At 66.8% G+C, this 25,915-nt stretch carries 20 protein-coding genes and 1 pseudogene; 15 read left to right on the top strand and 6 right to left on the bottom strand.

Annotated features, from left to right (window positions below; all coding sequences use genetic code 11):
• Nucleotides 1-7 precede the first annotated feature (7 nt).
• The 7 genes and pseudogenes from aceF to SPICUR_RS00175 all read left to right on the top strand — a co-directional run bounded on the left by aceF (nt 8) and on the right by SPICUR_RS00175 (nt 13,000).
• Nucleotides 8-1,266: pseudogene (aceF, locus tag SPICUR_RS00205) on the top strand (dihydrolipoyllysine-residue acetyltransferase).
• A 20-nt stretch (nt 1,267-1,286) separates the two neighbouring features.
• Complete coding sequence (gene lpdA / locus SPICUR_RS00200) at nt 1,287-3,077, top strand: dihydrolipoyl dehydrogenase (protein WP_023364817.1); 1,791 nt, start codon at nt 1,287-1,289, stop codon at nt 3,075-3,077.
• A gap of 6 nt (nt 3,078-3,083) precedes the next feature.
• Nucleotides 3,084-4,097, top strand: a complete 1,014-nt coding sequence (locus SPICUR_RS00195; RefSeq protein ID WP_023364815.1) for a 3-oxoacyl-ACP synthase III family protein — start codon at nt 3,084-3,086, stop codon at nt 4,095-4,097.
• Nucleotides 4,094-8,926: an NAD-glutamate dehydrogenase gene (locus tag SPICUR_RS00190; RefSeq protein ID WP_023364813.1), complete on the top strand. Its 4,833-nt coding sequence runs from the start codon at nt 4,094-4,096 to the stop codon at nt 8,924-8,926. The genes SPICUR_RS00195 and SPICUR_RS00190 overlap by 4 nt, the downstream gene beginning before the upstream one ends.
• Nucleotides 8,923-9,717 (top strand): alpha/beta fold hydrolase, encoded by a 795-nt coding sequence (locus SPICUR_RS00185; protein ID WP_023364811.1) that lies wholly within the window; start codon nt 8,923-8,925, stop codon nt 9,715-9,717. Before SPICUR_RS00190 ends, SPICUR_RS00185 begins: the two co-directional genes overlap by 4 nt.
• 17 nt (nt 9,718-9,734) lie before the next feature.
• Nucleotides 9,735-12,026 (top strand): NADP-dependent malic enzyme, encoded by a 2,292-nt coding sequence (locus SPICUR_RS00180; protein ID WP_023364809.1) that lies wholly within the window; start codon nt 9,735-9,737, stop codon nt 12,024-12,026.
• Nucleotides 12,023-13,000: a quinone oxidoreductase family protein gene (locus SPICUR_RS00175; protein ID WP_023364807.1), complete on the top strand. Its 978-nt coding sequence runs from the start codon at nt 12,023-12,025 to the stop codon at nt 12,998-13,000. Before SPICUR_RS00180 ends, SPICUR_RS00175 begins: the two co-directional genes overlap by 4 nt.
• Here SPICUR_RS00175 and SPICUR_RS00170 read toward each other — a convergent pair.
• The 5 genes from SPICUR_RS00170 to SPICUR_RS00150 form a co-directional block, all read right to left on the bottom strand.
• Nucleotides 12,997-14,214 (bottom strand): heme biosynthesis HemY N-terminal domain-containing protein, encoded by a 1,218-nt coding sequence (locus SPICUR_RS00170; protein WP_023364805.1) that lies wholly within the window; start codon nt 14,212-14,214, stop codon nt 12,997-12,999. The two genes, SPICUR_RS00175 and SPICUR_RS00170, sit on opposite strands and share 4 nt — an antisense overlap.
• Nucleotides 14,211-15,359 (bottom strand): uroporphyrinogen-III C-methyltransferase, encoded by a 1,149-nt coding sequence (locus SPICUR_RS00165; RefSeq protein ID WP_023364803.1) that lies wholly within the window; start codon nt 15,357-15,359, stop codon nt 14,211-14,213. The genes SPICUR_RS00170 and SPICUR_RS00165 overlap by 4 nt, the downstream gene beginning before the upstream one ends.
• Complete coding sequence (locus SPICUR_RS09485; RefSeq protein WP_023364801.1) at nt 15,343-16,116, bottom strand: uroporphyrinogen-III synthase; 774 nt, start codon at nt 16,114-16,116, stop codon at nt 15,343-15,345. Before SPICUR_RS09485 ends, SPICUR_RS00165 begins: the two co-directional genes overlap by 17 nt.
• Entirely contained in the window at nt 16,113-17,036 is a 924-nt protein-coding gene (hemC, locus tag SPICUR_RS00155; RefSeq protein WP_023364799.1) for a hydroxymethylbilane synthase, read from the bottom strand. The genes SPICUR_RS09485 and hemC overlap by 4 nt, the downstream gene beginning before the upstream one ends.
• A gap of 82 nt (nt 17,037-17,118) precedes the next feature.
• Complete coding sequence (locus SPICUR_RS00150) at nt 17,119-17,859, bottom strand: LytR/AlgR family response regulator transcription factor (protein ID WP_023364797.1); 741 nt, start codon at nt 17,857-17,859, stop codon at nt 17,119-17,121.
• 152 nt (nt 17,860-18,011) lie between these two features.
• On the opposite strand from SPICUR_RS00150, the gene argH reads away from it, so the two are divergent.
• Nucleotides 18,012-19,415, top strand: coding sequence for an argininosuccinate lyase (argH, locus tag SPICUR_RS00145; protein ID WP_041381910.1), 1,404 nt, complete (start codon nt 18,012-18,014; stop codon nt 19,413-19,415).
• On the opposite strand, the gene SPICUR_RS00140 is transcribed toward argH, so the two are convergent.
• Nucleotides 19,412-20,086, bottom strand: a complete 675-nt coding sequence (locus SPICUR_RS00140) for an alpha/beta hydrolase (protein ID WP_023364793.1) — start codon at nt 20,084-20,086, stop codon at nt 19,412-19,414. The two genes, argH and SPICUR_RS00140, sit on opposite strands and share 4 nt — an antisense overlap.
• 51 nt (nt 20,087-20,137) lie before the next feature.
• Here SPICUR_RS00140 and lptM point away from each other — a divergent pair, with 51 nt between their 5' ends.
• From lptM to hslU, 7 genes are all read left to right on the top strand, one after another.
• Complete coding sequence (lptM, locus tag SPICUR_RS09850; protein ID WP_023364791.1) at nt 20,138-20,266, top strand: LPS translocon maturation chaperone LptM; 129 nt, start codon at nt 20,138-20,140, stop codon at nt 20,264-20,266.
• A complete protein-coding gene (gene lysA, locus SPICUR_RS00135) occupies nt 20,266-21,504 on the top strand; it encodes a diaminopimelate decarboxylase (protein ID WP_023364788.1) in 1,239 nt (412 codons plus the stop codon). The genes lptM and lysA overlap by 1 nt, the downstream gene beginning before the upstream one ends.
• Nucleotides 21,501-22,340: a diaminopimelate epimerase gene (gene dapF / locus SPICUR_RS00130; RefSeq protein ID WP_023364786.1), complete on the top strand. Its 840-nt coding sequence runs from the start codon at nt 21,501-21,503 to the stop codon at nt 22,338-22,340. Before lysA ends, dapF begins: the two co-directional genes overlap by 4 nt.
• Nucleotides 22,337-23,038, top strand: coding sequence for a DUF484 family protein (locus SPICUR_RS00125; RefSeq protein ID WP_023364784.1), 702 nt, complete (start codon nt 22,337-22,339; stop codon nt 23,036-23,038). The genes dapF and SPICUR_RS00125 overlap by 4 nt, the downstream gene beginning before the upstream one ends.
• A gap of 2 nt (nt 23,039-23,040) precedes the next feature.
• On the top strand, nt 23,041-23,961 hold the full coding sequence (xerC, locus tag SPICUR_RS00120; protein WP_023364782.1) for a tyrosine recombinase XerC: 921 nt from the start codon (nt 23,041-23,043) through the stop codon (nt 23,959-23,961).
• A 71-nt stretch (nt 23,962-24,032) separates the two neighbouring features.
• Nucleotides 24,033-24,581: an ATP-dependent protease subunit HslV gene (gene hslV, locus SPICUR_RS00115; protein ID WP_023364780.1), complete on the top strand. Its 549-nt coding sequence runs from the start codon at nt 24,033-24,035 to the stop codon at nt 24,579-24,581.
• Nucleotides 24,581-25,915: an ATP-dependent protease ATPase subunit HslU gene (gene hslU, locus SPICUR_RS00110; RefSeq protein ID WP_023364778.1), complete on the top strand. Its 1,335-nt coding sequence runs from the start codon at nt 24,581-24,583 to the stop codon at nt 25,913-25,915. The genes hslV and hslU overlap by 1 nt, the downstream gene beginning before the upstream one ends.

Below are 25,915 nucleotides of genomic sequence, written 5' to 3'. Positions count from 1 at the left end.
AATTTGCGTGGCAGAGGTCAAGGAAATCACCGTCCCCGACATCGGCGACTTCGATGCGGTGGACGTCATTGAGGTGCTGGTGGGGCCGGGCGACACGGTCGCCGCCGAGGACTCGATCATCACCCTGGAGAGCGACAAGGCGACCATGGAGGTGCCCTGTCCGGTGGACGGTACCGTCACCGAGATGCTGATCCAGCCCGGCGACAAGGTGGCCGAGGGCACACCGGTTGCCAAGGTTGAGGTCAGTGGTGACAGCGCCGGCGGCGGCGATGCCGGGGACGGTGCGGCAGCCGCCGCTGAGGCACCAGCGGCCGAGCCCGCCGCACCGCCGAAACCCAGCGCCTGGCCCACGCCGGTCCATCGGTGCGGCGGTTCGCCCGCGAGCTTGGTGTTCCGCTCGATCAGGTCACCGGCACCGGACGCAAGGGTCGGATCAGTCGGGAGGACGTCCAGTCCTACGTTAAATCGGCGCTCGAGGGCGGGGCCGCTGCGACGCCGGCACCCGCGGCCGCACCCGCGGCCGAGGGGGCGGGCATCCCGCCCATCCCGGCGGTGGACTTCAGCAAGTTCGGCGAGGTCGAGGAAGTCGACCTGCCCCGCATCAAGCGGCTCTCGGGTCCGCACCTGCACCGCAGCTGGCTCAACATCCCGCATGTCACTCAGTTCGACGAGGCCGACATCACCGAGCTCGACGCCTTCCGCAAGGCGGAAAAGGCCGCCGCGGAAAAGGCCGGCGTCAAGCTCACGCCGCTCGCCTTCATGGTCAAGGCATCGGCACGGGCGCTGAGTGAGTTCCCCGATTTCAACAGCTCACTGCGCAGCGACGGGGCGGCCCTGATCCGCAAGCACTACATCAATATCGGTGTCGCCGTGGATACGCCCCAGGGTCTGGTGGTCCCAGTCATCAAGGATGCCGATCGCAAGGGGATCTATGACATCGCCGGCGATCTCGCCGAACTGTCGGGTAAGGCCCGGGACGGCAAGCTCGGCGCCGGCGACATGCAGGGCGGCACGTTCAGCGTCTCGAGTCTGGGCGGTCTGGGCGGCACGGCGTTCACGCCCATCGTCAATGCCCCCGAGGTGGCGATCCTCGGCGTGTCCAAGACCGCCACCAAGCCGGTCTGGGACGGCAGCCAGTTCGTCCCCCGACTGATGCTGCCGCTGAGCCTTTCCTATGACCATCGGGTCATCGACGGCGCCGCGGCCGCCCGCTTCACCACTTATCTGACGGGTGTGCTCGGCGATCTGCGCCGCCTCATCCTGTAAACCTGAAAGGATCGCGATTCATGTCACAAGCCAAGGAAGTTCGCGTCCCCGATATCGGCGACTTCGACGCGGTCGAGATCATTGAGGTGCTGGTCGGTCCGGGCGATACGGTGGAGGCCGAGAGCTCGCTCATCACCCTCGAGAGCGACAAGGCCACCATGGAGGTGCCGGCGCCGTTCGACGGGCGGATCGAGTCGCTGTCGGTCAGCGTTGGCGACAAGGTGGCCGAGGGCGATGTGATTGCCATGGCGGTGCCCGCCGAGGGCGGTGCCGCCAGCAGCGGGGAAGCGGCCCCCGCCGAGTCAGCCGCCAGCGAGGCACCCGCTCCGGCAGCCAGCGCGCCAGAGCCGACACCCGCGGCCGCGGCATCCACATCCGCCAATCAGGCCGCACCCGATTCGCCCGACTGCGATCTCCTCGTCGTGGGTGCCGGACCAGGCGGGTACAGCGCTGCCTTCCGGGCCGCCGACATGGGGCTGAAGACGATCCTGGTCGAGCGCTATCCGAGTCTCGGCGGCGTCTGCCTGAATGTCGGCTGCATCCCCTCGAAGGCGCTGCTGCACGCCGCCAAGGTCATCGATGATGCGGCGTTCTTCGCCGACAACGGCATCGAGTTCGGTGAGCCGAAAATCGATCTGAAAAAGCTCGAGTCGTGGAAGTCCGGCGTGGTCGGCAAGCTGACCGGCGGTCTGGTCGGGCTCGCCAAACAGCGCAATGTCGAGACGGTTCACGGACCGGCGCAGTTCGTTGATGACTATCGCGTCAAGGTCGACACCGCTGATGGCGAGCGCTCGATCAGCTACCGCAACGTGATCATCGCGGCGGGCTCACGCCCCATCGCGCCACCGGGCTTTGATCTGGACCATCCACGCGTCATGGACTCCACCGATGCCCTCAAGCTCGAGGAGGTGCCCAAGCGCATGCTCGTCGTCGGTGGCGGCATCATCGGCCTCGAAATGGCATCGGTCTATCATGCCCTCGGCAGCGAGATCACCGTGGTCGAACTGGCCGACCGGCTGATGACGGGGGCCGACCCGGACATCGTCAAGCCGTTCCGCAAGATCATCGACAAGCGCTACGCCAATATCTTCCTCAATACCAAGGTGACGGCGCTCAAGCCCGACGATGACGGCGTCAGCGTCGAGTTCGAGGGCGGCAAGGCCCCGGCCGAGGATCGTTTCGACCGCGTGCTGGTGTCGGTGGGCCGGCGGCCCAACACCGACCGGCTCAACCTCGAGGCCACCAGCCTTGAGCTGATGGATAACGGCTGCATCCCGGCGGATGATCAGATGCGCACCCGGGTTGATCACATCTTCGCCATCGGCGATCTGATCGGTCAGCCGATGCTGGCGCATAAGGCGGTTCACGAGGGCAAGGTGGCCGCCGAGGTCGCGGCCGGCGAGAAGAGCGCCTTCGATGCGCGGGTCATCCCGTCGGTGGCCTACACCGACCCCGAGGTCGCCTGGGTGGGTGTCACCCAGGAACAGGCCAAGGCCGAGGGCATGGATGTCGAGATCGCCAGCTTCCCCTGGGCGGCCAACGGCCGTTCGCTGTCACTGGGCCGCGATGAAGGCATTACCAAGCTCATTTTCGAGCGCGATACCGAACGCGTCGTGGGCGCCGGCATCGTCGGGCCCAACGCCGGCGATCTGATCGCCGAGGTGGGCCTCGCCATCGAGATGGGCGCCGACATGCACGACATCGGCCTGACCATCCACCCGCATCCCACCATCTCCGAGACGGTGGGCATGGCGGCGGAAGCCGCGGCCGGGACGCTGACGGATCTGTACATACCCAAGAAGAAACGCTGACCCGCGATGAACCGGTCCGCCGCCGTCGTTGCCACCGGGCGCTACCTTCCGGAGCGCCTTGTGAGCAACGACGAGCTGCGGGCCCGCTTTGCGGCCAAGGGCCAGGCCGGCGCCATCGATCGTTTCGAGACCGGCTCCGGCATCAACCAGCGCTATCGGGCGGCACCCGACCAGGCCACCTCGGATCTGGCCGCCGCGGCCGCCCGGAACGTGCTCGAGCGGGCCGGCTGTCACGCCAGTGATCTCGACCTGATCATCCTCGGCACTGATACCCCCGATCGGATCACCCCCGCGACCAGCGTGATCGTTCAGGCCAAACTCGGCGCCGCCCAGGCGGGGACAATGGATATCGGCTGCGCCTGTGCATCGTTTCCGACCGCGCTTGCCACCGCCGCCGGGCTGATCGCGACCAATCCCTCGCTGACGCGGATCATGGTCATCGGCGCCTACATGATGCAGCGCCTCGCCGATCCGGATGATCCGATGATCTTTTTCTATGGCGACGGTGCCGGTGCGGCACTGATGATGCCCACCGACGGCCCCGGCCTGATCACCAGCGCCTTTCTGGCCGACGGCGGATACGCCGATCACTGGGGCATCGCCGCCGGTGGCACCGCCGAACCGGCCAGTCAGGCCGCCGTGGCGGCCGGCCGCACCCGGGTGCGCGTACAGCAGCGCTACCCGCCCGCAATCAATGAACACGGGTGGCCGAGGATCATGCGGCGCCTGGCAAGCCAGGGCGATTTCCCGCTGAGCGCGGTGGATCAAGCGGTCTTCACCCAGATCAATGCCGCCAGTATCGATGACGCCTGCGCCACGCTGGATCTGGCGGCGGAACGGGCGCCCAAACTCATGGATCGTTATGGCTATACCGGCTCGGCCTGTATCCCCATTGCCCTCGATCACCTCATCGAAACCGGTCTTGCCGGGCCCGGGGATCTGGTCACGCTGGTGGGATCCGGCGTAGGTTACAACATGGCGGGCGTCGCCCTGCGACTGGAGGAGAACGCAAACCCATGAACGATCATGCCGAGACCCCCCGCCGGCTGCAGCTCGAGGCCCTCGAACGGTTGGCCGATCAGCGGTGGTCCAGTGCCGATCAAGCGATGATCCGGACATTCCTCGACTGCTACTACGCGAGCACCGCCACCGAGGACCTGACCCCGCGGCAACCGGCCACGCTCTACGGCGCTGCCATCTCCCACTGGCGCATCGGTGACCGACGCCGCCGCGGCGAGATCGCACTGCGGGTCTATAACCCCGACCCGGAGCAGGACGGCTGGGAATCGACCCATAGCATCGTCCAGATCGTTGCTGATGATCAGCCGTTCCTGGTCGATTCGCTGTCCATGGCGATGAACGAGCAGGGGCTGATGATCCATCTCATCACCCACCCTGTGCTCGAGGTCATGCGTGACGCCGATGGCCGCGCCACGACCATCAGTGACCGCTCCGCCAGCGACGGCGATCCCGAGGCCTGGATCCACATCGAGGTCGATCGCCAGGCCACTTCCGAGCAGCTCCAGGCACTCGAGGCCGTCGTGCGCGACACACTGCGCGATGTCGAAGTGGCGGTGGCCGACTGGCAGTCCATGCGCCGCCAGGCCCAGCAGGCCCGGCGCTCGCTGAAACGCCAGGCGCCCACCGCCGACGACGACTATCCGGCCGAGGTGGATGCGTTCCTCGAGTGGATGCTCGACGAGCATTTCACCTTCCTTGGCTACCGCCGCTATGACCTGCGCCGCGTCGATGGAGCCATGCAACTGCAGGCGGTCAAGGACACCGGTCTGGGACTCCTGCGGCCGGCGCGCAACGCCCAACGACTGTCCCAGAGCTTCGAGGCACTGCCGCCGGCGCTGCGCGAGCAGGCCAACGACCCCGATCCGCTGATCCTCACCAAATCCAGTCATCGGTCGACCGTCCACCGACACGGCTACATGGATACCATCGGTGTGAAGCGCTTCAATGCCCAGGGCGAGGTCATCGGCGAGCATCGCTTCCTGGGGCTCTACACCTCGGGGGCCTACAGTCGAAATCCGCGCAATATCCCACTGCTACGGCGCAAGGTCGCCGCAGTGCTCGAGCGCGCCGGCCTGCGCAGCAACAGCCACGCCGGTAAGGCACTGGTCCACATCCTCGAGACCGATCCCCGCGACGAGCTCTTCGAGATCGACTCGCGGACGCTCTACGAGACCGCTCTGGGAATCCTCCAGCTCCAGGAGCGTCAACGCGTCCGGCTGTTCATTCGCCATGACCGTTTCGGCCGATTTGTCTCCTGCCTCGTTTACGCGCCGCGGGATCGCTACGACACGGCGACCCGGCAGCGCATGCAGCAGATCCTCATGGAGGCGTTCAACGGCGCCCACTCGGAATTTACGGTGCAGCTCTCGGAAGCAGTGCTGGCCCGCATCCACTTCATTGTCCATTTCCAGGATAGCGACGCTCAGGGCGTTGATACCGAGGCCCTCGAGGCCCGTCTCGCGGCAACGACACGGTCATGGACCGACGACCTTGCTCAGACCCTGCTCGAGCACTGCGGTGAGGCCCGCGGCACCGAGCTGCATCATCGCTACCGCAATGCCTTCAGTGCCGCCTATCGGGAAGACACCGGTCCTGGCACCGCCACCCAGGACATCGAGCGGCTGGAGACCCTTGCCGATAATAATGGCCTGGTGATCAGCCTCTATCGCCCGCTCGAGGCGCCGGTGGGCAGCCTGCGTCTGAAGCTCTATCACGCCGGCCAGCCAATCAGCCTCTCCGATGTCCTTCCAGTCCTCGAGAACATGGGCGTACGAGTCATCGACGAGCGCCCCTACGGCATCCGTCCGGATCATGCCGGGCAATGCTGGATCCACGACTTCGGGCTGAGCCACGACCCTGATCTGACCCTCGATACCGGGCGTCTGCGTGATGCCTTCCAGTCCGGGTTTGCCGCGATCTGGCGACGCCAGACCGACGATGATGGCTTCAACCGGCTCATCCTGCTGGCCGGGCTGACCTGGCGCGACATTATTATCCTTCGAGCCTACGCCCAGTATCTGCGGCAGGCGGGCATGGCCTACAGCCAGCCCTATATGGAGTGCACGCTGGCGGATCATCCAGCGATCGCGAGTGGACTGATCGAGCTGTTCCGGGCCCGGTTCGATCCCGACGGCGCGGATACCGACCGGGCCAACCGGATCGCCGATGATCTCAGCCAACGGCTCGATGCCGTTGACAGCCTGGACGAGGATCGCATCCTGCGCCGCCTGCTGGCTGCGATGCGAGCCACGCTGCGCACCAATTTCTTTCAGCGCGACGCCGACAACCAGGCACCCGAGAGCATCGCCATCAAGCTCCAGCCGGAGCGCATTCCCGGCGTCCCCAAACCCGTGCCGGCGTTCGAGATCTTTGTCAGCTCACCGCGGGTCGAGGGCGTTCACCTGCGCGGGGGCAAGGTCGCCCGTGGCGGACTGCGCTGGTCGGAGCGCCGCGAGGACTATCGCACCGAGATCCTTGGCCTGATGAAAGCGCAGATGGTGAAAAACGCCCTGATCGTCCCGGTAGGGGCCAAGGGTGGGTTCGTCTGCAAGCGTCTGCCCCGCGACCGGCCGGGCCAGCAGGCCGAGGTACTGGCCTGCTATCGGCTGTTCATCCGCGGGCTGCTCGATGTGACCGACAACATCGTCGATGACGCCATCCAGCCGCCGCACCGGGTCGTCCGCCATGATGACGATGACCCCTATCTGGTCGTCGCCGCCGACAAGGGCACCGCGAGTTTCTCCGACGACGCCAATGCCATCGCCGAAGAGTATGGCTTCTGGCTCCATGACGGGTTCGCCTCGGGGGGCTCCACCGGTTATGACCACAAGGCCATGGGGATCACGGCCCGCGGCGCCTGGGTGGCCGTCCAGCGGCATTTCCGCGAGCGCGGACGGGATATCCAGCGCCAGCCGTTCACGGTGGTCGGGGTGGGCGACATGTCAGGGGATGTGTTCGGCAATGGCATGCTTCAGTCACGCACCACACGACTGCTCGCCGCCTTTGATCACCGCCATGTCTTCATTGACCCGGATCCCGATCCCGAGCGCAGCTATGAGGAGCGCCAGCGGCTGTTCAACCTGGGGCCGTCGAGCTGGGCGGACTACGACGAATCGGTGATCTCCGCAGGGGGTGGCGTCTGGTCCCGCAGCGCCAAGTCCATCCGCCTTCCGGCGGCGGCCCGCGAGGCACTGGGGCTCGAGCGCGAACGCCTGACACCAACGGAGCTCATCGCCGCGATCCTCCGCGCACCGGTGGATCTGCTCTGGAACGGCGGGATCGGCACCTACATCAAGGCGAAATCCGAGAGCCATGCCGAAGTGGGTGACAAGGCCAACGACGCCCTGCGCGTGGATGCCGAGGATCTGCGCTGCCAGGTGGTCGGCGAGGGCGGCAACCTGGGCGTGACTCCGCTCGGCCGTGTCGCCTTTGCCCTTGCCGGAGGGCAGATCAACAACGACGCCATCGATAACTCCGGCGGTGTGGACTGCTCCGACCATGAGGTGAACATCAAGATCCTCATGAACGGCGTCGTCGACGACGGTGATCTGACGGTCAAGCAGCGCAATCGACTGCTTGGCGATATGACCGACGCCGTCGCCGAGCACGTCCTCGCCAACAACTACCGCCAGACCCAGGGCATCAGTCTGATGCTCGATCGGGCGGCGGAGCGGCTCCCCGAGCAGGGACGCTGCATGCGCCGGCTCGAGCGTGAGGGCCGCCTCGACCGGGTCGTTGAACAACTCCCCGATGACGAGACCCTCGCCGAGCGCGAGCAGCAGGGCCTTGGACTGACCCGTCCGGAGCTCGCGATCCTGCTCTCCTATACCAAGATCCGCGCATTCGAGGAGCTCCTTGAATCGCCGCTGGTACGGGGCGAGGAGAATCTCCACGAGCTGGTCGGCTATTTCCCCGCTCCCCTGCGTGAGCGCTTCGCCGGGCGTATCGATCAGCACCCCCTGCGGCGCGAGATCATCGCCACGCATCTCGCCAACCATGTCCTCAACCGCATGGGTGCGACCTTTCTGCTGCGCATGACCGAGGCCACCGGCGCCGATGTCACCGAGGCGGTCCGGGCCTATCTGGCCGCCCGGGATGTCTATGGCCTGCGCGGCCTCTGGCATGAGGTCGATCAGCTCGATAACCGCGTGCCGGTCCCTCACCAGCAGTCACTCCTGCATACCATCTGCGCGCTCCAGGAACAGGCGACCCGCTGGTTGCTGCGCCATCAATCCGGCTGCAACGGTGACACGGTCACGACCCAGGCCATGAAGACGGCCATCGGCACACTCGATGACGCCCTGCCCACACTGCTCACCGATGCGGCGGCCGCCCGTCTGGCCGCCGAGCGCGAGCACCACGTCGAGGCGGGCGTCCCGGAATCGCTGGCGGAGCGCCTGAGCCGGCTGCCGATGCTCTATCCCGGGCTCGATATCAGTGCCGCGGCAACGCTGGCGGGCGCGGATCTGGCGGATGCCGCCGGTATCCACTTCCAGGCCGGTGATTATCTGGCGCTCAACGAACTGCAGGCGGCGATCGAGCGGTTCCGTCCGGGGGATGACTGGCAGGCGCGCTATCGGATCGGGCTGATGGAATCACTCCACGAGGAGCATCGCCGGGTCACCGAGGCCATCCTCCGCCACACCGCCACTGAGGCAGCGCAGACACGGGTCGAGACCTGGCTGGCCGAACAGAGCAATCGCGTCGATGACCTGCGACAGATCATTGATCAGGTCACCACCAGCACGACACCCGATGCGGCGATGTTCGGCGTGGCCCTGCAGGCGCTGCGCCAGGTGGCCGCCAACGCGCAGGGACCCATGCAATGAATGAGCCGGTCGAACTCGCCAGCACCGACAGTGGCCAGGGGCCAGCACTGATCATGCTCCACGGGCTCTACGGATCGGGGAGCAACTGGCGCGCCATCGCCCGGCCCCTCGAGGCCCACCATCGCGTCCTGCGGCCCGACCTGCGCAATCACGGCCAGTCACCGCACTGTACCGATATGGACTACCGGCGGATGGCCGCGGATATCATCGCCCTGCTCGATCGCAAGGGCATCGACCAGGCGGATATCATGGGTCACAGCATGGGCGGCAAGGTCGCCATGGCACTGGCACTGACGGCGCCATCGCGACTGCGGCGACTGATGGTGGTGGATATCGCGCCAATGGCCTACAACCACGAATCAGAACACGGCGGCATCATCCGGGCGATGCAGTCGGTGGACCTCGCCGCCGCGTCAGGCCGCGACGCCGTCGACCGCGAACTGGCGACGACGATCACCCATCCGATGATCCGGCAGTTCCTGCTCACCAACCTGCAACGGCGTGACGGTCAGTGGGTATGGCGGATCCCGCTGGACATCCTCGCCGACCAGCTGCCGGTCATCCAGAGCTGGCCCGATGGCCTCGGCATCCTGACGGACCGGCCCGTGCGCTGCCTCCATGGGGGCGCCTCGGATTACGTCACCGCCGCGGGCCGCACGGCGATCGCCCGGCACTTCCCCGCGGCCACGATCATCCGCTACGACGGCGTCGGACACTGGTTGCATGCCGAGGCCCCGCAGCGATTCACCGACGATCTGAACGACTTTGTGGCCGGCGACGACCACCCCTGACCACGCAGAGGGACATCATGGCTGAGGACTTCAAGCAGAACGCGCTCGATTACCACCGCAACCCGATCCCGGGGAAGATCACGGTCACGCCCACCAAGCCGCTGGCCAACCAGCGCGACCTCGCCCTCGCCTACAGCCCGGGGGTGGCGGCTGCCTGCGAACTGATCGTCGATAACGAGCGTGAAGCCGCCAATGTAACCGCCCGCGGCAACCTGGTCGGTGTCATCACCAACGGCACGGCGGTCCTCGGTCTGGGCGCCATCGGTCCACTGGCCTCGAAACCGGTCATGGAAGGCAAGGGGGTCCTGTTCAAGAAATTCGCCGGCATCGATGTCTTCGATATCGAGATCGACGAGAACGATGCCGATCAACTGGTGGAGACCATCGCCCGGCTCGAACCCACCTTCGGCGCGATCAATCTCGAGGACATCAAGGCACCGGAGTGCTTCGAGGTCGAGGAAAAGCTCCGCGAGCGGATGAGCATCCCTGTCTTCCACGACGACCAGCATGGCACCGCGATCACCGCCGCCGCAGCGATCTACAACGGCCTGCGACTGGTCGGCAAGCGCTTCGAGGACATAAAGCTCGTCACCTCCGGGGCCGGCGCCGCCGCGGTCGCCTGCCTGGATCTGCTGGTATCGATGGGGCTCGACCCGGCGAATATCGTCGTCACGGATCGTCAGGGCGTGATCTATCAGGGCCGCACCGAGGACATGGACGAGCGCAAGGGCCTGTACGCGGCTGATACCGCCGCCCGCACCCTGGACGAGGTCATCGATGGCGCGGATATCTTCCTTGGCCTGTCGGTGCCGGGCGTGCTGAGCGCTGATATGGTCAAGCGCATGGCCGACAAGCCGATGATCATGGCCCTCGCCAATCCCACGCCCGAGATCTGGCCCGAGGACGTACTCGCCGCCCGATCGGATGCCATCATCTCCACCGGCCGTTCCGACTACCCCAACCAGGTCAACAACGTCCTGTGCTTCCCGTTCATCTTCCGTGGCGCGCTGGATGTTGGCGCCACCACCATCAATGACGAGATGAAAAAGGCCTGCGTCCGCGCCATTGCTGATCTCGCCACCATGGAGTCATCGGATGTGGTCCGCGCCGCTTATGGTGGCAAGCCCCTGTCGTTCGGCCCGGAATACCTGATCCCCAAGCCCTTCGATCCGCGTCTGATCACCCGCATCGCCCCAGAAGTGGCCCGGGCGGCCATTGAAAGCGGGGTCGCGACACGCCCGATCACCGACTTCGCCGCCTACCGGCGCCGGCTGTCGAACTACGTGTTCCAGTCCGGTCTGCTGATGAAGCCCATCTTCGAGCGCGCCACCCAGAACCCGCGGCGCGTGGCCTATGGCGATGGCGAGGACGAGCGCATCCTCCAGGCGGTGCAGCTGGTCGTTGATGATGGCCTCGCGAAGCCCATCGTCATCGGCCGACGCCGGGTGGTGAAGATGCGCATCAAACGCCTGGGGCTGCGCCTGGTCATCGATGAGGATTTCGAGCTGGTGGACCCCGAGGACGATCCGCGCTTCAAGGCCTACTGGCAGCTCTACCACTCGCTGATGGAGCGCCGCGGCGTGACCCCGGACCGGGCCCGGCAGATCGTGCGGACCCGCAACACCGTGATCGCCTCGCTGATGGTCCACCGCGGCGAGGCCGATGCCATGCTCTCCGGTGCGGTGGGGAAATACCACCGCCAGCTCGACTATGTCACCGAGGTGATCGGTAAGCGCGAGGGCGTGCGGGACCTCGCCGCCATGAACGCGATCATCACACCCAAGGGTACGCTTTTCCTCTGCGATACCTACGTCAATCACCACCCGAGTGCCGAGCAGATCGCTGAGATGACCACCCTGGCAGCCGACGAGATCCGCCGCTTCGGCATGGTGCCCAAGGTGGCGATGCTCTCGCACAGCAACTTCGGCACCTCCAACGATGCCGAGGCGATGAAGATGCGTGAGGCGCTGCGCCAGGTCGAGGCCCGCGACCCCTCTCTGGAGGTCGAGGGCGAGATGCATGGTGATGCCGCGCTGAACGAGGACATCCGGCGGCGGATCTTCCCCAATTCCCGCCTCGAGGGTGAAGCGAACCTGCTGATCATGCCGACGCTGGACGCCGCGAATATCGCCTTTAACCTGCTCAAGACGGTGACCGATGCGGTATCCATCGGCCCGATCATGCTGGGAATGGCGAAGCCGGCGCATATCCTCACGCCCTCCGTGACCGTGCGGGGCGTGGTCAATCTCACCGCCCTCGCCGGCGTAGAAGCGGGGATGGTTGCCGACAAGGACGGGAGTCCATCATGACCGACGCGATTCGTATCGAAGCATTTGGCGGCCCCGAACAGCTCCAGCTGGCCAGCGTGCCAGCCGCCACACCAGGACCCGGCGAGGTCCGCATCCGGCAGACGCATATCGGTGTCAATTACATCGATATCTACTTTCGTACCGGTCTCTATTCGCCCGCCAGCATGCCCTTCACCCCAGGTCTGGAGGCCGCTGGTGAGGTCATGGCCGTCGGCGAGGGCGTCACGGGACTGACCGCGGGACAGCAGGTCGCATACGTGGGCGGACCGCCGGGCGCCTATGCCACCGACCGGGTCATCGCCGCCGACCGGGTCGTGGCCCTGCCAGCGGCGGTCAGCAGCGGACAGGCCGCGGCGATGATGCTCAAGGGACTGACCGCGCACATGCTCCTGCAGCGGGTCTGCGCCGTCCAGCCGGGCGATCGGGTACTGATCCATGCCGCGGCCGGGGGGGTCGGGCTGCTGCTCTGTCAGTGGGCACAGTCACTCGGGGCGACCGTGATCGGCACCGTCGGGAGCCCGGAGAAGGCCGAGCTGGCGCGCGCCAACGGCTGCGATCATCCGATTCTCTACCGGGATGAGGATATCGCCGCACGGGTCCGGGCAATCACCGATGGCGCAGGCGTGCGGGTGGCCTATGACTCCGTGGGTGCCGACACGCTGACCGCATCCCTCGCCAGTCTGGCGAAGCGGGGCCTGCTGGTCAGCTTTGGCCAGTCATCCGGTGCGCCGCCGGCGATAGCCGTGGGTCAACTGGCCGCCGGCGGGTCGCTGTTCCTGACCCGTCCCTCGCTGTTCGACTACATCGGGACCGCCGCGGAACTGCAGTCCGCCGCCGAGGCGCTGTTCGCGATGGTGGCGGCTGACCGGCTGCGGGTGCGCATCGACAGCGAGTGGCCCCTCGGCGAGGCTGCCGCTGCCCACCAGCGACTGGCATCGCGTCAGAGCACCGGATCGATCATCCTCCGCGCCTAGTCAGCCGCGGCATCCATACGCGGCAGGCTGTTGCCGATCGGATCGAGGCCCAGCGCCTGGCGATAGGTCTGCCGCGCCCGGTCATGCTCGCCAAGGCGCTCATAGAGCTCCGCGAGCATGCGCGCCATTGCCGGGTCGTTACCCCGTGCCACGGCCGTTTCGAGGTGGTTCCGGGCCGCTCCCCAGCGCTCGCAACGCGCGGCCTGCCGGGCCGCCGCATAGAGTAGCGCCGGATCTTCCGGCCGCTCGCCAAGCCACGAGGTCAAGCGGTGATAGACGCGCTCCGGGTCCAGTGGCAACTCGCCATAGACCGCCACCAGCGTGGGCTCCCAGCGCTGGCGTAACCAGCCCCGTAGTTGCCGCTCGGCGGTCACCGGGCAGTCGGCGTCGATCAGCGCCCGGGCGTAGCGCGCCTGAAGCGCTGGATCGCGGCGCCGGCCCTTAGGCAGTGACTTCCAGATACGACCCAGGCTGTCGGCGTTCGCCGACGCACCGAGCTTGCCGATCTGCTCATCCAGCGCGCGCTGTTCGATCGCGGTCAGTTCCGCACTGGGGAGCGACTGCTCACGGCGCAGGTCGGGCAGCAGATCGAGTAGCCCGGCATAGTCCTCCACCGCCCGCATGGAGCGCGCCAGTAGCATCAGCACCCGATGGTTGCGTGGCGCCTTCTCCCGCAACCAACCCAGGGTTGCGAGCGCCTGCTCCCACTGCTCGGCATCAACCTGCAACTGCGCCTGCAGGAGGCCCACCGCGAGTCGCGCCCGGGGATTGGCGGCGTCCGCCTCGGCAAGCAGATCGTCGCGACGCTGCCATTCACCCCGACGCTGCGCGGCGATGGCCGCCAGCAGGTGATGCATCAAGGGCTGATCCGAGATCCGGCTGGTACTCTGCAGGTGGCGCTCCGCCTGGGCATAGCGACCCTCCGCCAGCTCGATCAGACCATCGATCAGCTCGCGCTGCGCCTTGCGTATGCGCCGGCTCGCCAGCCGATTACGGACCTGGGCCGGCGCCTGGGCGGTCCGCCGCAGCAGCCCGAATACCAGGGTCACCAGCGCCCAGAGAGCGATGAACGCGAGCACCGCCACGAACAGGCTGGTCTGAATGGTCCATTCGCCCACGCGGACCATCAGGAATCCGCCCTCGTTGGCGAACCACTGGGCCGCCAGCACACTCGCCAGCAGCAGGACAACGAAGATGATGAGCCGGCGGATCATGATCGACCACCATCATTGAGGACCGGCGCCAGCGTTTCACCGATCGGCGGCCGCTCGACCCGGACCGTCTCATCCATGAGCTCGGCGAGCCGATTCTGGACGTCGGTCACGCTGTCGGCACCGGTGTCGAAATAGGCGCCGATCCAGTCATTCACGCGCTGAAGGGCATTGGTGTAGGTCTGCGGTTCGCCCCGCAGCGCGGCGAGTCGTGCCGATTCGATCTGCAGGCGAAGGTTCTGCTGGAGCAGGAACCGGGATTCCGGTTCCGGCAATGGCTCGACCTGACGGTCGCGGCTGACCGTCACCAACTCCCCAAGCCCCGCCATCAGGCGGTCGCCGGCCCGATCCAGACGCTGGCGCCAGCCACCGTCCGGCGGCTCATCGCCCGCCGCTGTCGCGGTATCGGCCGCCTCGAAGCGCTTGATGCCCGCCGCGAGCGGCAGCGAACCAAGCTGATCGGCAACCCGGTCAAGCCCGCGATTCACGATGACGAGGTCGACCCGATCGACGTCCAGCAGCTGATCGACGGCCTCGCCAATCGCTTCGCGCCGGTCGATCCCAACGCCGCCCAGTCCGGAGAGGAGTATGTCGGCGGCCTCAAGCGCCTCGAGCGCACCCGGGACATCGCCGTTGAACTGCAACCGATGGACCGCCATCCGGGCCAGGTAGCCGGCCTCAGCGATCCGCCAGTCGTCGGTCTCGGAATTCATGCGCCGATAGAGCTGATCGACCCGATCGGCCAGTTCGTTGCGGGCGGTCACCTGATCGGCCATGCGGTTCTCGAGTTGGGCCAGGGACTGCAGGCGGGACTCGAGCTGTTCGTTGAGGTTGGTGATGCGGCCATTGAGCTCACCGGCCATTGCCTGCTGATTGTCAGCCAGCGCCTCGAGGTCACGCTGCGTCGCCAGGTTGGCCTGAGCCTCAGTGAGCTGCTGCATCTGCCAGTAGAGATAGGCGCCACCGGCGGCACTCAGCAGCAGGACCAGAATAGCGATGGCCAATGCCAGCCGACCCGGAGTGCGGCCCGCCGATGGCGTCGCGGCCGCCTCGCCATCGCCCTTCCCGTTGGCGGTGCCGCCGCTGCCCTTTCTGCCGGGCGACGTGGTCTCGAGGGCGTTATCCGTGTCCTTATCTGTCTTGCTCATCGCTCTCTCTCTGCAGCGCGGCACACACCGCACGTGTAATGGCCAGATCGTCCGCACCGGTGGCGACGGCCGGCGGTTCGAATCCGGCGGTGGTCACGGCCGTCGCGATCCGCTCACTCACGGTGACCAGCCTGCTTTTGGCGATCCACTCTAGCGCGGGTTCGCCCGCCATGCCGAGTAGACCGGACAGACCACTCCGGCTTGTCACAATTGTGCAGTCAAGCGGCTGCGCCTGCCACTCCCGCGGGATGTCGAGTTGACTCGCCGCATGGACCCGTCGGTAGACCATCCCTTCCCGGACATCCGCCCCGCGGGCGCGGAGCACGGCCGGCAGCCGGCGGCGCCCCCCCTCACCGCGGATGATCAATACACACGCACCGTCACGGGGATCGAAGGCGGTTTCGGCAAGCAGGGCATCCGCGCCGCCACCGATACGGGGCGCCACGTCGACGGCGCCACCGCGCTCCTCGATGGCCGCTGCGGTACCGGGTCCGACAGCGGCGATGCGGGCGCCCTGCCACATCGCTGCCGGCAGCCACTCAAGCCCGTAACGAACGGCGTTCGGACTGGTAAAGACAAGCCAGTCGGGCTGTGTCGGAAAGCCCTCAGTGGCAGGCGCCAGCGCGACAATGCGAAGGGTCGGCCGATGCAGCACCATCGCACCGGCGGCCTCAAGGCAGCGGATCAGCCCCTCGGCCTGATCGGCGGGGCGGGTCACCAGAATACGTCGACCGGCGAGGGCGCCGCGCTCAGTCACTCGATTTCGGCGAGGATTTCGCCGGCCCCCTGAGCAAGCAGGTCCTCGGCGACGGCATGCCCCAGCGCCGGCCCCGCCGAGCGTGGCGAGCGGCCCTCGGCCCGCAGGACGCGGCGCCCATCGCGACTCGCCACCAGCCCCCTGAGCCAGAGCTCATCGCCCTCGAGCTGTGCATAGGCGGCCAGCGGCACATGGCAGCTTCCCTCGAGACGCGAATTGACCGCCCGTTCCGCCGCGACCCGATCGTGGGTATCGGTATCGTCGAGCCCCTGGATCAGCGCCGCCACCTCGGGGTCGTCGGCTCGGCACTCGATCCCCAGTGCCCCCTGGCCCACCGCCGGCAGGCTCTCCTCCGGCGGCATCACCCGGGTGATCTGTTCGGCCATGCCCAGCCGCCGCAATCCGGATGCCGCCAGTACAATGGCGTCGAATTGCCCCGCATCGAGTTTGCCCAGGCGGGTCTGCACATTGCCGCGCAGCGACTCTACCGCCAGATCCGGTCGCCGAGCGCGGATCTGGCACTCGCGGCGCAGGCTGGCCGTGCCTACACAGCCACCCACAGGGAGCTCGGCGATATCCGTATAGCGCCGTGAAACCACCGCATCGAAAGGATCCTCGCGCGCGAGGATGACCGGCAGGCGGAACGCCTCTGGCACGACCGCGGGGACATCCTTCATGGAGTGAACGGCGATATCGGCCTTGCCGGCGAGCATTCCCTCCTCGAGTGCCTTGACGAACAGCGCCTTGCCGCCCACCGCCATCAGCGGGCGATCGGTGATCTCATCGCCCCGCGTTGAAAGGCGCACCAGTTCGACGTTCAGATCCGGGTATCGCGCCCGCAGACGGTCAGCGACATGTTCAGCCTGCCAGACGGCAAGCGGACTGCGGCGGGTGGCGATGCGGAGGTGCGTGATGGACATGAATGCGGATGCCTGAAAACGACCGTGACGGCCAGTTGCGATGAGCTGCAACGATACCGCCTGACGGCCGTGAGGCAAACCATCAGCCCGGTGTGGCGGCCGTCCTGATCCAGCGTCGGACGGTGGGCAGACGGCGCCGGCTGACCGGCAGCGGATCATCACTGCCATCGACCAGCGCCCGCGTCTGACCATCGAGATCCTTCTCCAGTCCACGGAGTGCATCGCGGGCCACCAGCGCACTGCGATGCACGCGCAGGAAGCGCGGACCGAACTCGGCCTCAAGGCGACACAGGGACTCCTCGATCAGATCCTCGCCATCGTCATGCTGGACCGTGACGTACTTGTGATCGGCCACGAAGCAGCGCACGTCATCCACCGGGATCAGGCTGAGGCCATTGCGCCGCCGGCAGAGGATATGGCGGCGCTCATCCCCGGCGCCAGGGGCCTGGAGCCGCGCGATCTGACCCGCCCCCAGCGGGCGTGCCGCCTGCAGGGCGGCGGCGAAACGGGTCGGCTGAGCGGTGTCAACGACATAGTCCACACCGCTTTCCTCAAGCCGCGGTACGATCGGATCGGCGAGCTCACTGGCCAGCAGAATCGCCGGCGCCGGGGTGGTATTGGCGAGCGCCACCGCGACGGCGAGGTGGGTCTCGTCACGCACACCGAGCACCACCACGTCCACTGGATCACGACCATGGCTGACCGGTGCCTCGGCGGGTGTCTCGAGGACGGCCGCCACACAGCACCCGGCGCTGGTCGCCGCCAGCCCCGCCAGTCGCTGTCGCAGTGCGGGCTGCTCGCAGGCAATCACGATCTTCATCATTGCTATTCCCTCCTGGGGCGTCATCGAATGGAGGGTCGAGCATGCAAAAGCCCGGCAACGGACACCGCCAACCGGTTCACAGACCGGGCATCCGGCGCATTCGGCCGACCGGCTGCTATAATGCCGCGCTCATTCGAACGGGATGCATGGGCATGAGCGAGTCTGACGCCAAGGGTCTCTGGAGCGGGCGCTTCACCGAAGCCACGGACGCCTTCGTGGCGGCCTTCAGCGCCTCCGAACACTACGACCGACGCCTCTATCAGGAGGATATACGCGGCTCCCGCGCCCATGCCCGGATGCTCGCCGACTGCGGCGTGATCAGTGCCGACGATGCAGCGGCGATCGACGCCGGCCTGGATGCGATTGAAGCGGAGATCGAGGCGGGCGGCTTTCCCTGGGATCCGGCCCTCGAGGATGTCCATATGAACATCGAGGCGCGGCTGACCGAGCGCATCGGCGAGGCTGGCAAGCGCCTGCACACCGGGCGCTCGCGCAACGATCAGATCGCCACCGATATCCGTCTGTGGCTGCGCACGGTCATCGACACCCATATCACGCTGCTGCGCCGCTTCCAGCGCGGGCTTGTCGATCTCGCCGAGCGCGAGGCGGACACCGTCATGCCCGGTTTCACCCACCTGCAGGTCGCCCAGCCGGTGAGTTTCGGGCACCACATGCTGGCCTGGTACGAAATGCTGGTGCGCGACGAGGCGCGCCTGCGGGATGCGCGCGAACGCGTTAACCAGATGCCGCTGGGATCGGCGGCCCTGGCCGGCACGACCTTCCCCATCGACCGTGACCAGACCTGTGCGGCGCTGGGTTTTGACGCACCCACCCGCAACTCCCTCGATGCCGTCTCGGATCGGGACTTCGCCATCGAGTTCGTCTCCGCCGCCGCACTCACCATGACCCATCTGTCGCGGATGGCCGAAGAACTGGTGATCTGGGCGTCGCCGCTCACCGGGTTTATCGATCTGCCCGATCGGTTCTGTACCGGCAGTTCGATCATGCCGCAGAAAAAGAACCCGGATGTCGCGGAATTGGTGCGCGGTAAGAGCGCCCGGGTCCATGGCGCCCTGCATGCACTGCTGACCCTGATGAAGGGGCAGCCGCTCGCCTACAACCGTGACAACCAGGAAGACAAGGAACCGCTGTTCGACGCCGCCGATGCGCTTCGCGACAGCCTGCGCGCATTCGCTGACATGGTTCCGGCACTGACGGTCAACCGCGACCGGACGCGGGCCGCCGCCCGCGAGGGGTTCGCCACAGCGACCGATCTTGCGGACTACCTGGTACGCCAGGGCGTGGCCTTCCGGGATGCCCACGCGATCGTCGGCAAGGCAGTGGCTCATGGCGTCGCCGAGGGACGGGATCTCGCGGAGATGTCACTGACGGAACTGCAGGGCTTCTCCACGGCCATCGGCGAGGATGTCTTCGAGGTACTGACCCTTGATGGCTCGCTGGCGGCGCGCGACCACACCGGCGGGACGGCACCGGCCCAGGTCCGGCGTCAGGTGGCCGCTGCCAGGGAGCGGCTCGGCAGCGGCCGGACCGGTTAGCGCGGGAGCACTCGGCGCAGCCATCCGCCGATGTCATTGATCTCCTGCATACAGACCTGGTGCTCCATAGGGTAGTCGTGCCATTCCACGGGGTAGCCGAGACCCGCCAGGGCGTCCCGGGAGTCGGTACCCAGTTGATAGGCGAGCACCGGGTCATGATGGCCATGGGCGAGGAAGACTGGCGTATCGCGATTGGCGGCGGCATGGGCCTGAGAGAGGTGATCGGCCAGCGGCAGATAGGTGGAGAGCCCCATGATCCCGGCCAGGCCGGAGGCATAGCGGAGCCCGGTATGCAGGGCGAGCGCCCCGCCCTGCGAAAAACCGGCCAGCACCAGCCGCTCGGGTGGCACGCCACGGCTTGCCTCGCGCTCGATCAGTGCCTCGATCCAGCCCGCGGCCCGATCAAGGCCCGGCTCATCCTGTGGCGTGCCAGGCACCAATCCGTAGATGTCGTACCAGGAGGGCATGACCATCCCGGCGTTCAGGGTCACCGGCTGCGCCGGGGCATGCGGGAAGACGAATCGCACCGTATCCGGCGCCTCCAGCCCCAGCTGCGGGACAATCGGCTCGAAGTCGTGGCCACTGGCGCCCAGTCCGTGGAGCCAGATCACACTGTATTGGGCATCCTGAGCGCCGGTTTCCACGGTTTCCAGCTGCTGCTGCTCGACCATCGTCTCTTTCCTCTGTTTATACTGACGTTCCACATGAAACGCCGAGTCTGCATGACCCAACGTATCCTGCCCTTTCTGGCACTCATCACGCTAATCCTGCTCACCGGCTGTGGCGTCAAGGGCGATCTCTACCTGCCTGATGCCGGCGGCGCTGAGCGCAGCGAGGGAGAGACGCCGTGATGAAGCGAGACGACGGCACCCTGACCATCGAGGACTGCCCCGCACCGATGCTCGCCGAGCGTTTCGGGACGCCCCTGTATGTTTACTCGCGCGCCGCCATCGAATCGGCATGGCGGGCCTATGACCAGGCCTTCGCGGCGTTCGACCACCAGATCTGCTATGCCGTGAAAGCCAACGGCAGTCTCGCCATTCTCCAGCTGCTCGCACGGCTTGGCAGCGGTTTCGATATCGTCTCCGGCGGCGAACTCGCCCGGGTCATGCGGGCCGGGGGCGATCCGGGCAAGGTCGTGTTCTCTGGCGTCGGCAAGACCGAGGCGGAAATCGAGCAGGGACTGTCCGCGGGCATCCTCGCATTCAACATCGAGTCGGAAGCCGAGCTCGAGCGCATCAACGCGGTTGCCTCGCGCACCGGCCAGACCGCACCGGTGTCGCTGCGGGTCAATCCGGATGTCGATGCCCGGACGCATCCCTACATCTCTACTGGGCTGAAGGAGAATAAGTTCGGCATCGATATCCACGGCGCCGAGGCCCTCTACCACCGGGCGGCGGCCATGCCCGGGATCAGCGTTTCGGGGATGGACTTCCATATCGGCTCCCAGCTCACCGAGCTCGAACCGCTGGCGGATGCCCTGTCGCGCAGTCTGGCGCTGGTCGACCGGCTTGAGGCCGCTGGCATCCATCTGGCGCATCTCGATATCGGCGGCGGGCTGGGCATCCGCTACGACGACGAGACCCCGCCCACCCCGGCGGCACTGGCGGAGCGGTTGGGCCCGCTGCTCGCCGGCCGGCGGCAGACGCTGCTCATGGAGCCTGGCCGGGCGCTCGTCGGTGAGGCGGGGCTACTGTTGACCCGAGTGGAATACCTCAAGCCCGGGCATCGCGACTTCGCCATCGTCGATGCGGCCATGACGGATCTGTTGCGCCCAGCGCTCTACAACGCCTGGCAGGGCATCGAGACCGCTGAACCGGTGGACGCCGAGGCACGGCTCTACGATGTCGTCGGCCCCGTCTGCGAGAGTGCCGACACCCTCGGCCGCGAGCGCTCCCTGGCCCTCGTCCCCGGGACGCTGCTGGCGATTCACGCGACCGGCGCCTATGGCTTTGTGATGGCCTCGCAGTACAACGCCCGTCCACGGCCCGCCGAGGTCCTCGTGGACGGCGACCGTGTCCATCTCATTCGCGAGCGCGAATCGCTCGAGGCCCTCTGGCAGGGAGAGCACCTGCTGGATACGCCATGACCCTCGCCTTCACCAAAATGCAGGGACTAGGCAACGATTTCGTCGTCTTTGACGCGGTCAACCAGTCCCTGGATCCGACGCCGGCATGGATCCGGCATATCGCCGACCGGCGCTATGGCATCGGCTGCGACCAGGTTCTGGTCGCCGAGACCGCGCGTCACTCCGCGGCCGACTTCCGATACCGGATCTGGAACGCCGACGGTCAGGAAGTGGAGCACTGTGGCAACGGCGTCCGCTGCCTGGCCCGGTTCCTGCACGATCAGGGACTGCACCGGGCCGATCACGTCACCCTCGAGACCGACGCCGGCCTGACCCGGGTCGAGCGGGTGGACGACGACCAGGTCCGCGTTGACATGGGGCCACCGGTCCTCGATCCGGCGGCCATCCCCTTCAAGGCCACGAGCCGTCGGGTGGGCTATGAGCTGACCGTTGCCGGGACGGCCTATGAAATCGCCGCCGTGTCGATGGGCAACCCCCATGCAATCCTGCGGGTTGATGATATCGAGACGGCGCCGGTGGCCACGCTCGGTCCCCGGCTCGAATCTCATCCGCGCTTTCCCAACCGCGTCAATGCCGGCTTTCTCGCGGTGCTCAGCCGCGACCGGGGCGATCTCCGCGTCTACGAGCGCGGCGTTGGTGAGACACCGGCCTGTGGTACCGGGGCATGCGCGGCGGCGGTCGCCGGTATGCTCAACGACTGGTTCGATCCCACCGTCACCCTGGCCCTGACCGGCGGCGAGCTGGTGATACACTGGCAGGGCGAGGGTCAGCCGGTCTGGATGACCGGCCCGGCCGAGACCGTATTCGAGGGCAGACTGGTAACGGGAGCGACATGAGCGGTCAGACGGGCGAATCAGCAACGCCGGAGCACCCGATCGACGAACAGGCGGTGCTGGATTACCTGCGCGCGCATCCCGAGCTGCTGCAACGGCACCCGGATCTTGTCGGCCAGATCGACGTCCCCCATCCAACCGGTGGCGTGACCTCGCTGATCGAATACCAGGTATCGATCCTGCGCGAGGAGAACCACGCCCTCGCCGAGCGACTGGATCAACTCCTCCAGGTGGCCCGCGACAATGATCGACTCGTCGAGCAGATCCATCGCTTCACCCTCGAGCTGCTCGCCGCCAATGATCTCGACAGCGTCCTGATGGCGATCCGCGACGGCCTGCGTCACGACTTCCGCGCCGACGTGGTGGAGGTCATCCTCATTGGCGAGTCCCTGGGCGCCGCGGGTGCGCCGGTTCTGGCGCCGGACGACCCCCGCGCGCAGCAGCTCGAGGACACCTTCCCGGGTGATCAGCCGGTACTGGGTGCGCTGGATGCCGAGCACCGCGGGCTGATCTTCGGTGATCAGGCGGATGGCCTCGGATCAGTGGCAGTGATCCCGATGGACGAACCGCCGGTCCGCGGGTTCATTGCCATCGGCAGTCGCGACGCCGACCGCTACCACGGTGAGCAGGGCACGATCTTCCTCGGCCAGCTGGGCGCGCTGGCGGCCAGGGTCCTGCGCCGGTCGAGCGTCGGGGAGTAGCGGTGACGTCGCGCCCGCCACTGTGGGCGGATATTGATCGCTACCTCACCCATCTGCGCGATGAACGGCGGCTGGCGGCGCTGACGCGGCAGCACTACGCCCGTGACCTGTCCGACCTCGGCCAGCATCTCGAAGCCATTGATATCAATGACTGGGCGCAGGTCCGGGGTGATCACATTCGGGCGTGGATCAGTCAGTGCCATCGCCGTGGCCTGTCCCCCCGCTCGCTGCAGCGCCAGCTCTCCGCCGCCCGTGGCCTGTATCGCTATCTGCAGCGCGAGGCCCGCCTCGATACCGATCCGACCGCAGACATCCAGGCACCACGGGCGAAACAAACGCTGCCCGCTACGCTCGATGTGGACGCCACGGCACAGCTGCTGGATCCGCCGGACCGGCCGACGGATCAGGCCGACCCGCTGCGGCGCCGCGACCGGGCGATCTTCGAGCTTATCTATGGTGCCGGGCTACGGCTCGCCGAGGTGGCGGCGCTCAACCTCGATGACACCGGTCGCGAGCCGCGGGAGCTGCGCGTGCTCGGCAAGGGGGCAAGGACGCGGATCGTCCCGGTGGGTCGCAAGGCCCGCGAGGCAGTGGGCGAATGGGTCGCGGTCCGCGATACCGTCGCCGCCGCCGAGGAACCCGCACTGTTCGTGAGCCGACGCGGCCGGCGCCTCTCACATCGAGCCATTCAGGCCCGGCTCAACCAATTGGCGCAGCTGCAGGGTCTGGACCGGCCGGTTCACCCGCATACCCTCCGGCATGCCTTCGCCACGCATCTACTGGAGTCGAGCGGTGACCTGCGTGCCGTCCAGGAGCTGCTCGGTCATGCCGACATCGGCACCACGCAGATCTACACGCACCTCGATTTCCAGCACCTCGCCGAGGTTTATGACCGGGCGCACCCCCGCGCCCGACGAAAATAACCCTCGTCGGTCCGCCTGCGTTACCATTGGCGGATCATCAATGCGTATCCAGCAACCCCCGGAGAGCAGTCTTGCAGCAGTTTGATGGCACCACCATTCTGGCGGTGCGTCGCGGCGGCCAGGTCGCCGTCGGTGGCGACGGCCAGGTCACCCTTGGCAACACGGTCATGAAGGGCAACGCCCGCAAGGTCCGGCGCCTCTACCACGATCGGGTACTGGCCGGATTCGCCGGCGGAACGGCGGATGCGTTCACGCTCTTCGAGCGCTTCGAGAGCCAGCTCGAGCGCCACGGCGGTCAGCTGACCCGCGCCGCGGTGGAGATGGCCAAGGACTGGCGCTCGGACCGCGCCCTGCGGCGTCTGGAGGCGCTGCTGATGGTGGCCGACGAAGACAGTCTTCTGATGATCTCCGGCAATGGCGACGTCGTCGAACCGGAGCAGTCACTGATGGCGATCGGTTCGGGGTCGGGCTTCGCCCAGGCGGCCGCCCAGGCACTGGTCGCGGACACGGATCTGGACGCCGGCACGATTGTCGAACGGTCGCTGGGCATTGCAGCCGACATCTGCATCTACACCAACCATACGCTGACCATCGAAACCCTCGGTGACGGGAAAGCCTGATGAGCGAGATGACCCCCCGCGAAATCGTCCAGGAACTGGACAAGCACATCATTGGCCAGGGCGACGCCAAACGGGCCGTCGCCAACGCCCTGCGCAACCGCTGGCGGCGCCTGCAGGTGGATACCGGGCTGCAGCCCGAGATCACACCCAAGAACATCCTCATGATCGGTCCCACCGGTGTCGGCAAGACCGAGATCGCCCGGCGGCTGGCGCGGCTGGCGAACGCTCCGTTCATCAAGATCGAGGCCACCAAGTTCACCGAGGTCGGCTATGTCGGCCGCGATGTGGAATCGGTGGTCCGGGATCTGACCGACAACGCGATGCGGATGATCCGCGAGCAGGAAATGGCCCGCCAGTCGGGTCGCGCCGACGATGCAGCCGAGGAGCGCATCCTCGATGCCCTGCTGCCCCAGGCCCGGAGCAGCGAGAATGGCGGGAGTGACGAGCGCAGCCAGGACAGTACCCGGCAGAAGATGCGCAAGAAACTGCGTGAGGGCGAGCTCGACGACCGCGAGATCGAGATCGACATCCGCGGCCAGCAGTCGGGCATGGACATCATGGCACCGCCCGGCATGGAGCAGCTCACCAGCCAGCTCCAGGGCATGTTCCAGAATATGGGCAACGCCCGCAGCGAGCGTCAGCGCACCCGCATCGCCGATGCCTGGAAGGTCCTGCGCGAGGAAGAGGCCGCTAAACTGATCAACGAAGAAGAGATCAAGCAGAAGGCCATCGACGCGGTTGAGCAGAGCGGTATCGTCTTCATCGACGAGCTCGACAAGGTCGCCCGCCAGGCCGAACAGAGCGGTGGCGGTGACGTCTCGCGCGAGGGTGTCCAGCGTGATCTGCTGCCGCTGATCGAGGGCAGCACCGTGTCGACGCGCCACGGCATGGTGAACACCGACCATATCCTGTTCATTGCCTCGGGGGCATTCCACGTCTCCAAGCCCTCGGATCTGATCCCGGAGCTGCAGGGTCGACTGCCGATCCGCGTCGAGCTGGGATCGCTGGCGGTGGAGGACTTTGTCTGCATCCTCACCGAGCCCGATGCCTCCCTGGTCCGCCAGTACCAGGCATTGCTGCGCACCGAGGGCGTCGAACTGACCTTCACGCCCGACGGTGTCGACCGCATCGCGCGGGTGGCCTGGGAGGTCAACGCCCGTACGGAGAACATCGGCGCCCGGCGCCTGCATACGATCATGGAGCGGCTGCTGGAGACCATTTCCTACGGCGCCTCCGATCACAGCGGCGAGACGCTGAGCATCGACGCCGACTACGTGGATGCACAGCTCGGAGATCTGGCCGGTAACGAAGATCTAAGCCGCTATATCCTCTGA

It is taken from the genome of Spiribacter curvatus (assembly GCF_000485905.1).
Taxonomy (GTDB): Bacteria; Pseudomonadota; Gammaproteobacteria; order Nitrococcales; family Nitrococcaceae; genus Spiribacter; species Spiribacter curvatus.
Note: the sequence above shows the minus strand (reverse complement) of the source record. Positions and strands in the feature narration are given on the sequence as shown.

What these genes read in the sequence shown, in the direction of transcription:
- SPICUR_RS00125 (WP_023364784.1), top strand. Translation starts at nt 22,337, where the DNA reads ATGAGCGGTCAGACGGGCGAATCAGCAACGCCGGAGCACCCGATCGAC.
- SPICUR_RS00180 (WP_023364809.1), top strand. Translation starts at nt 9,735, where the DNA reads ATGGCTGAGGACTTCAAGCAGAACGCGCTCGATTACCACCGCAACCCG.
- hemC (WP_023364799.1), bottom strand. Translation starts at nt 17,036, where the DNA reads ATGTCCATCACGCACCTCCGCATCGCCACCCGCCGCAGTCCGCTTGCC.
- SPICUR_RS00165 (WP_023364803.1), bottom strand. Translation starts at nt 15,359, where the DNA reads ATGAGCAAGACAGATAAGGACACGGATAACGCCCTCGAGACCACGTCG.
- hslU (WP_023364778.1), top strand. Translation starts at nt 24,581, where the DNA reads ATGAGCGAGATGACCCCCCGCGAAATCGTCCAGGAACTGGACAAGCAC.
- lysA (WP_023364788.1), top strand. Translation starts at nt 20,266, where the DNA reads ATGAAGCGAGACGACGGCACCCTGACCATCGAGGACTGCCCCGCACCG.
- SPICUR_RS00195 (WP_023364815.1), top strand. Translation starts at nt 3,084, where the DNA reads ATGAACCGGTCCGCCGCCGTCGTTGCCACCGGGCGCTACCTTCCGGAG.
- SPICUR_RS00185 (WP_023364811.1), top strand. Translation starts at nt 8,923, where the DNA reads ATGAATGAGCCGGTCGAACTCGCCAGCACCGACAGTGGCCAGGGGCCA.
- SPICUR_RS00170 (WP_023364805.1), bottom strand. Translation starts at nt 14,214, where the DNA reads ATGATCCGCCGGCTCATCATCTTCGTTGTCCTGCTGCTGGCGAGTGTG.
- SPICUR_RS00150 (WP_023364797.1), bottom strand. Translation starts at nt 17,859, where the DNA reads ATGATGAAGATCGTGATTGCCTGCGAGCAGCCCGCACTGCGACAGCGA.
- SPICUR_RS00175 (WP_023364807.1), top strand. Translation starts at nt 12,023, where the DNA reads ATGACCGACGCGATTCGTATCGAAGCATTTGGCGGCCCCGAACAGCTC.
- lptM (WP_023364791.1), top strand. Translation starts at nt 20,138, where the DNA reads ATGACCCAACGTATCCTGCCCTTTCTGGCACTCATCACGCTAATCCTG.
- SPICUR_RS00190 (WP_023364813.1), top strand. Translation starts at nt 4,094, where the DNA reads ATGAACGATCATGCCGAGACCCCCCGCCGGCTGCAGCTCGAGGCCCTC.
- dapF (WP_023364786.1), top strand. Translation starts at nt 21,501, where the DNA reads ATGACCCTCGCCTTCACCAAAATGCAGGGACTAGGCAACGATTTCGTC.
- argH (WP_041381910.1), top strand. Translation starts at nt 18,012, where the DNA reads ATGAGCGAGTCTGACGCCAAGGGTCTCTGGAGCGGGCGCTTCACCGAA.
- lpdA (WP_023364817.1), top strand. Translation starts at nt 1,287, where the DNA reads ATGTCACAAGCCAAGGAAGTTCGCGTCCCCGATATCGGCGACTTCGAC.
- SPICUR_RS00140 (WP_023364793.1), bottom strand. Translation starts at nt 20,086, where the DNA reads ATGGTCGAGCAGCAGCAGCTGGAAACCGTGGAAACCGGCGCTCAGGAT.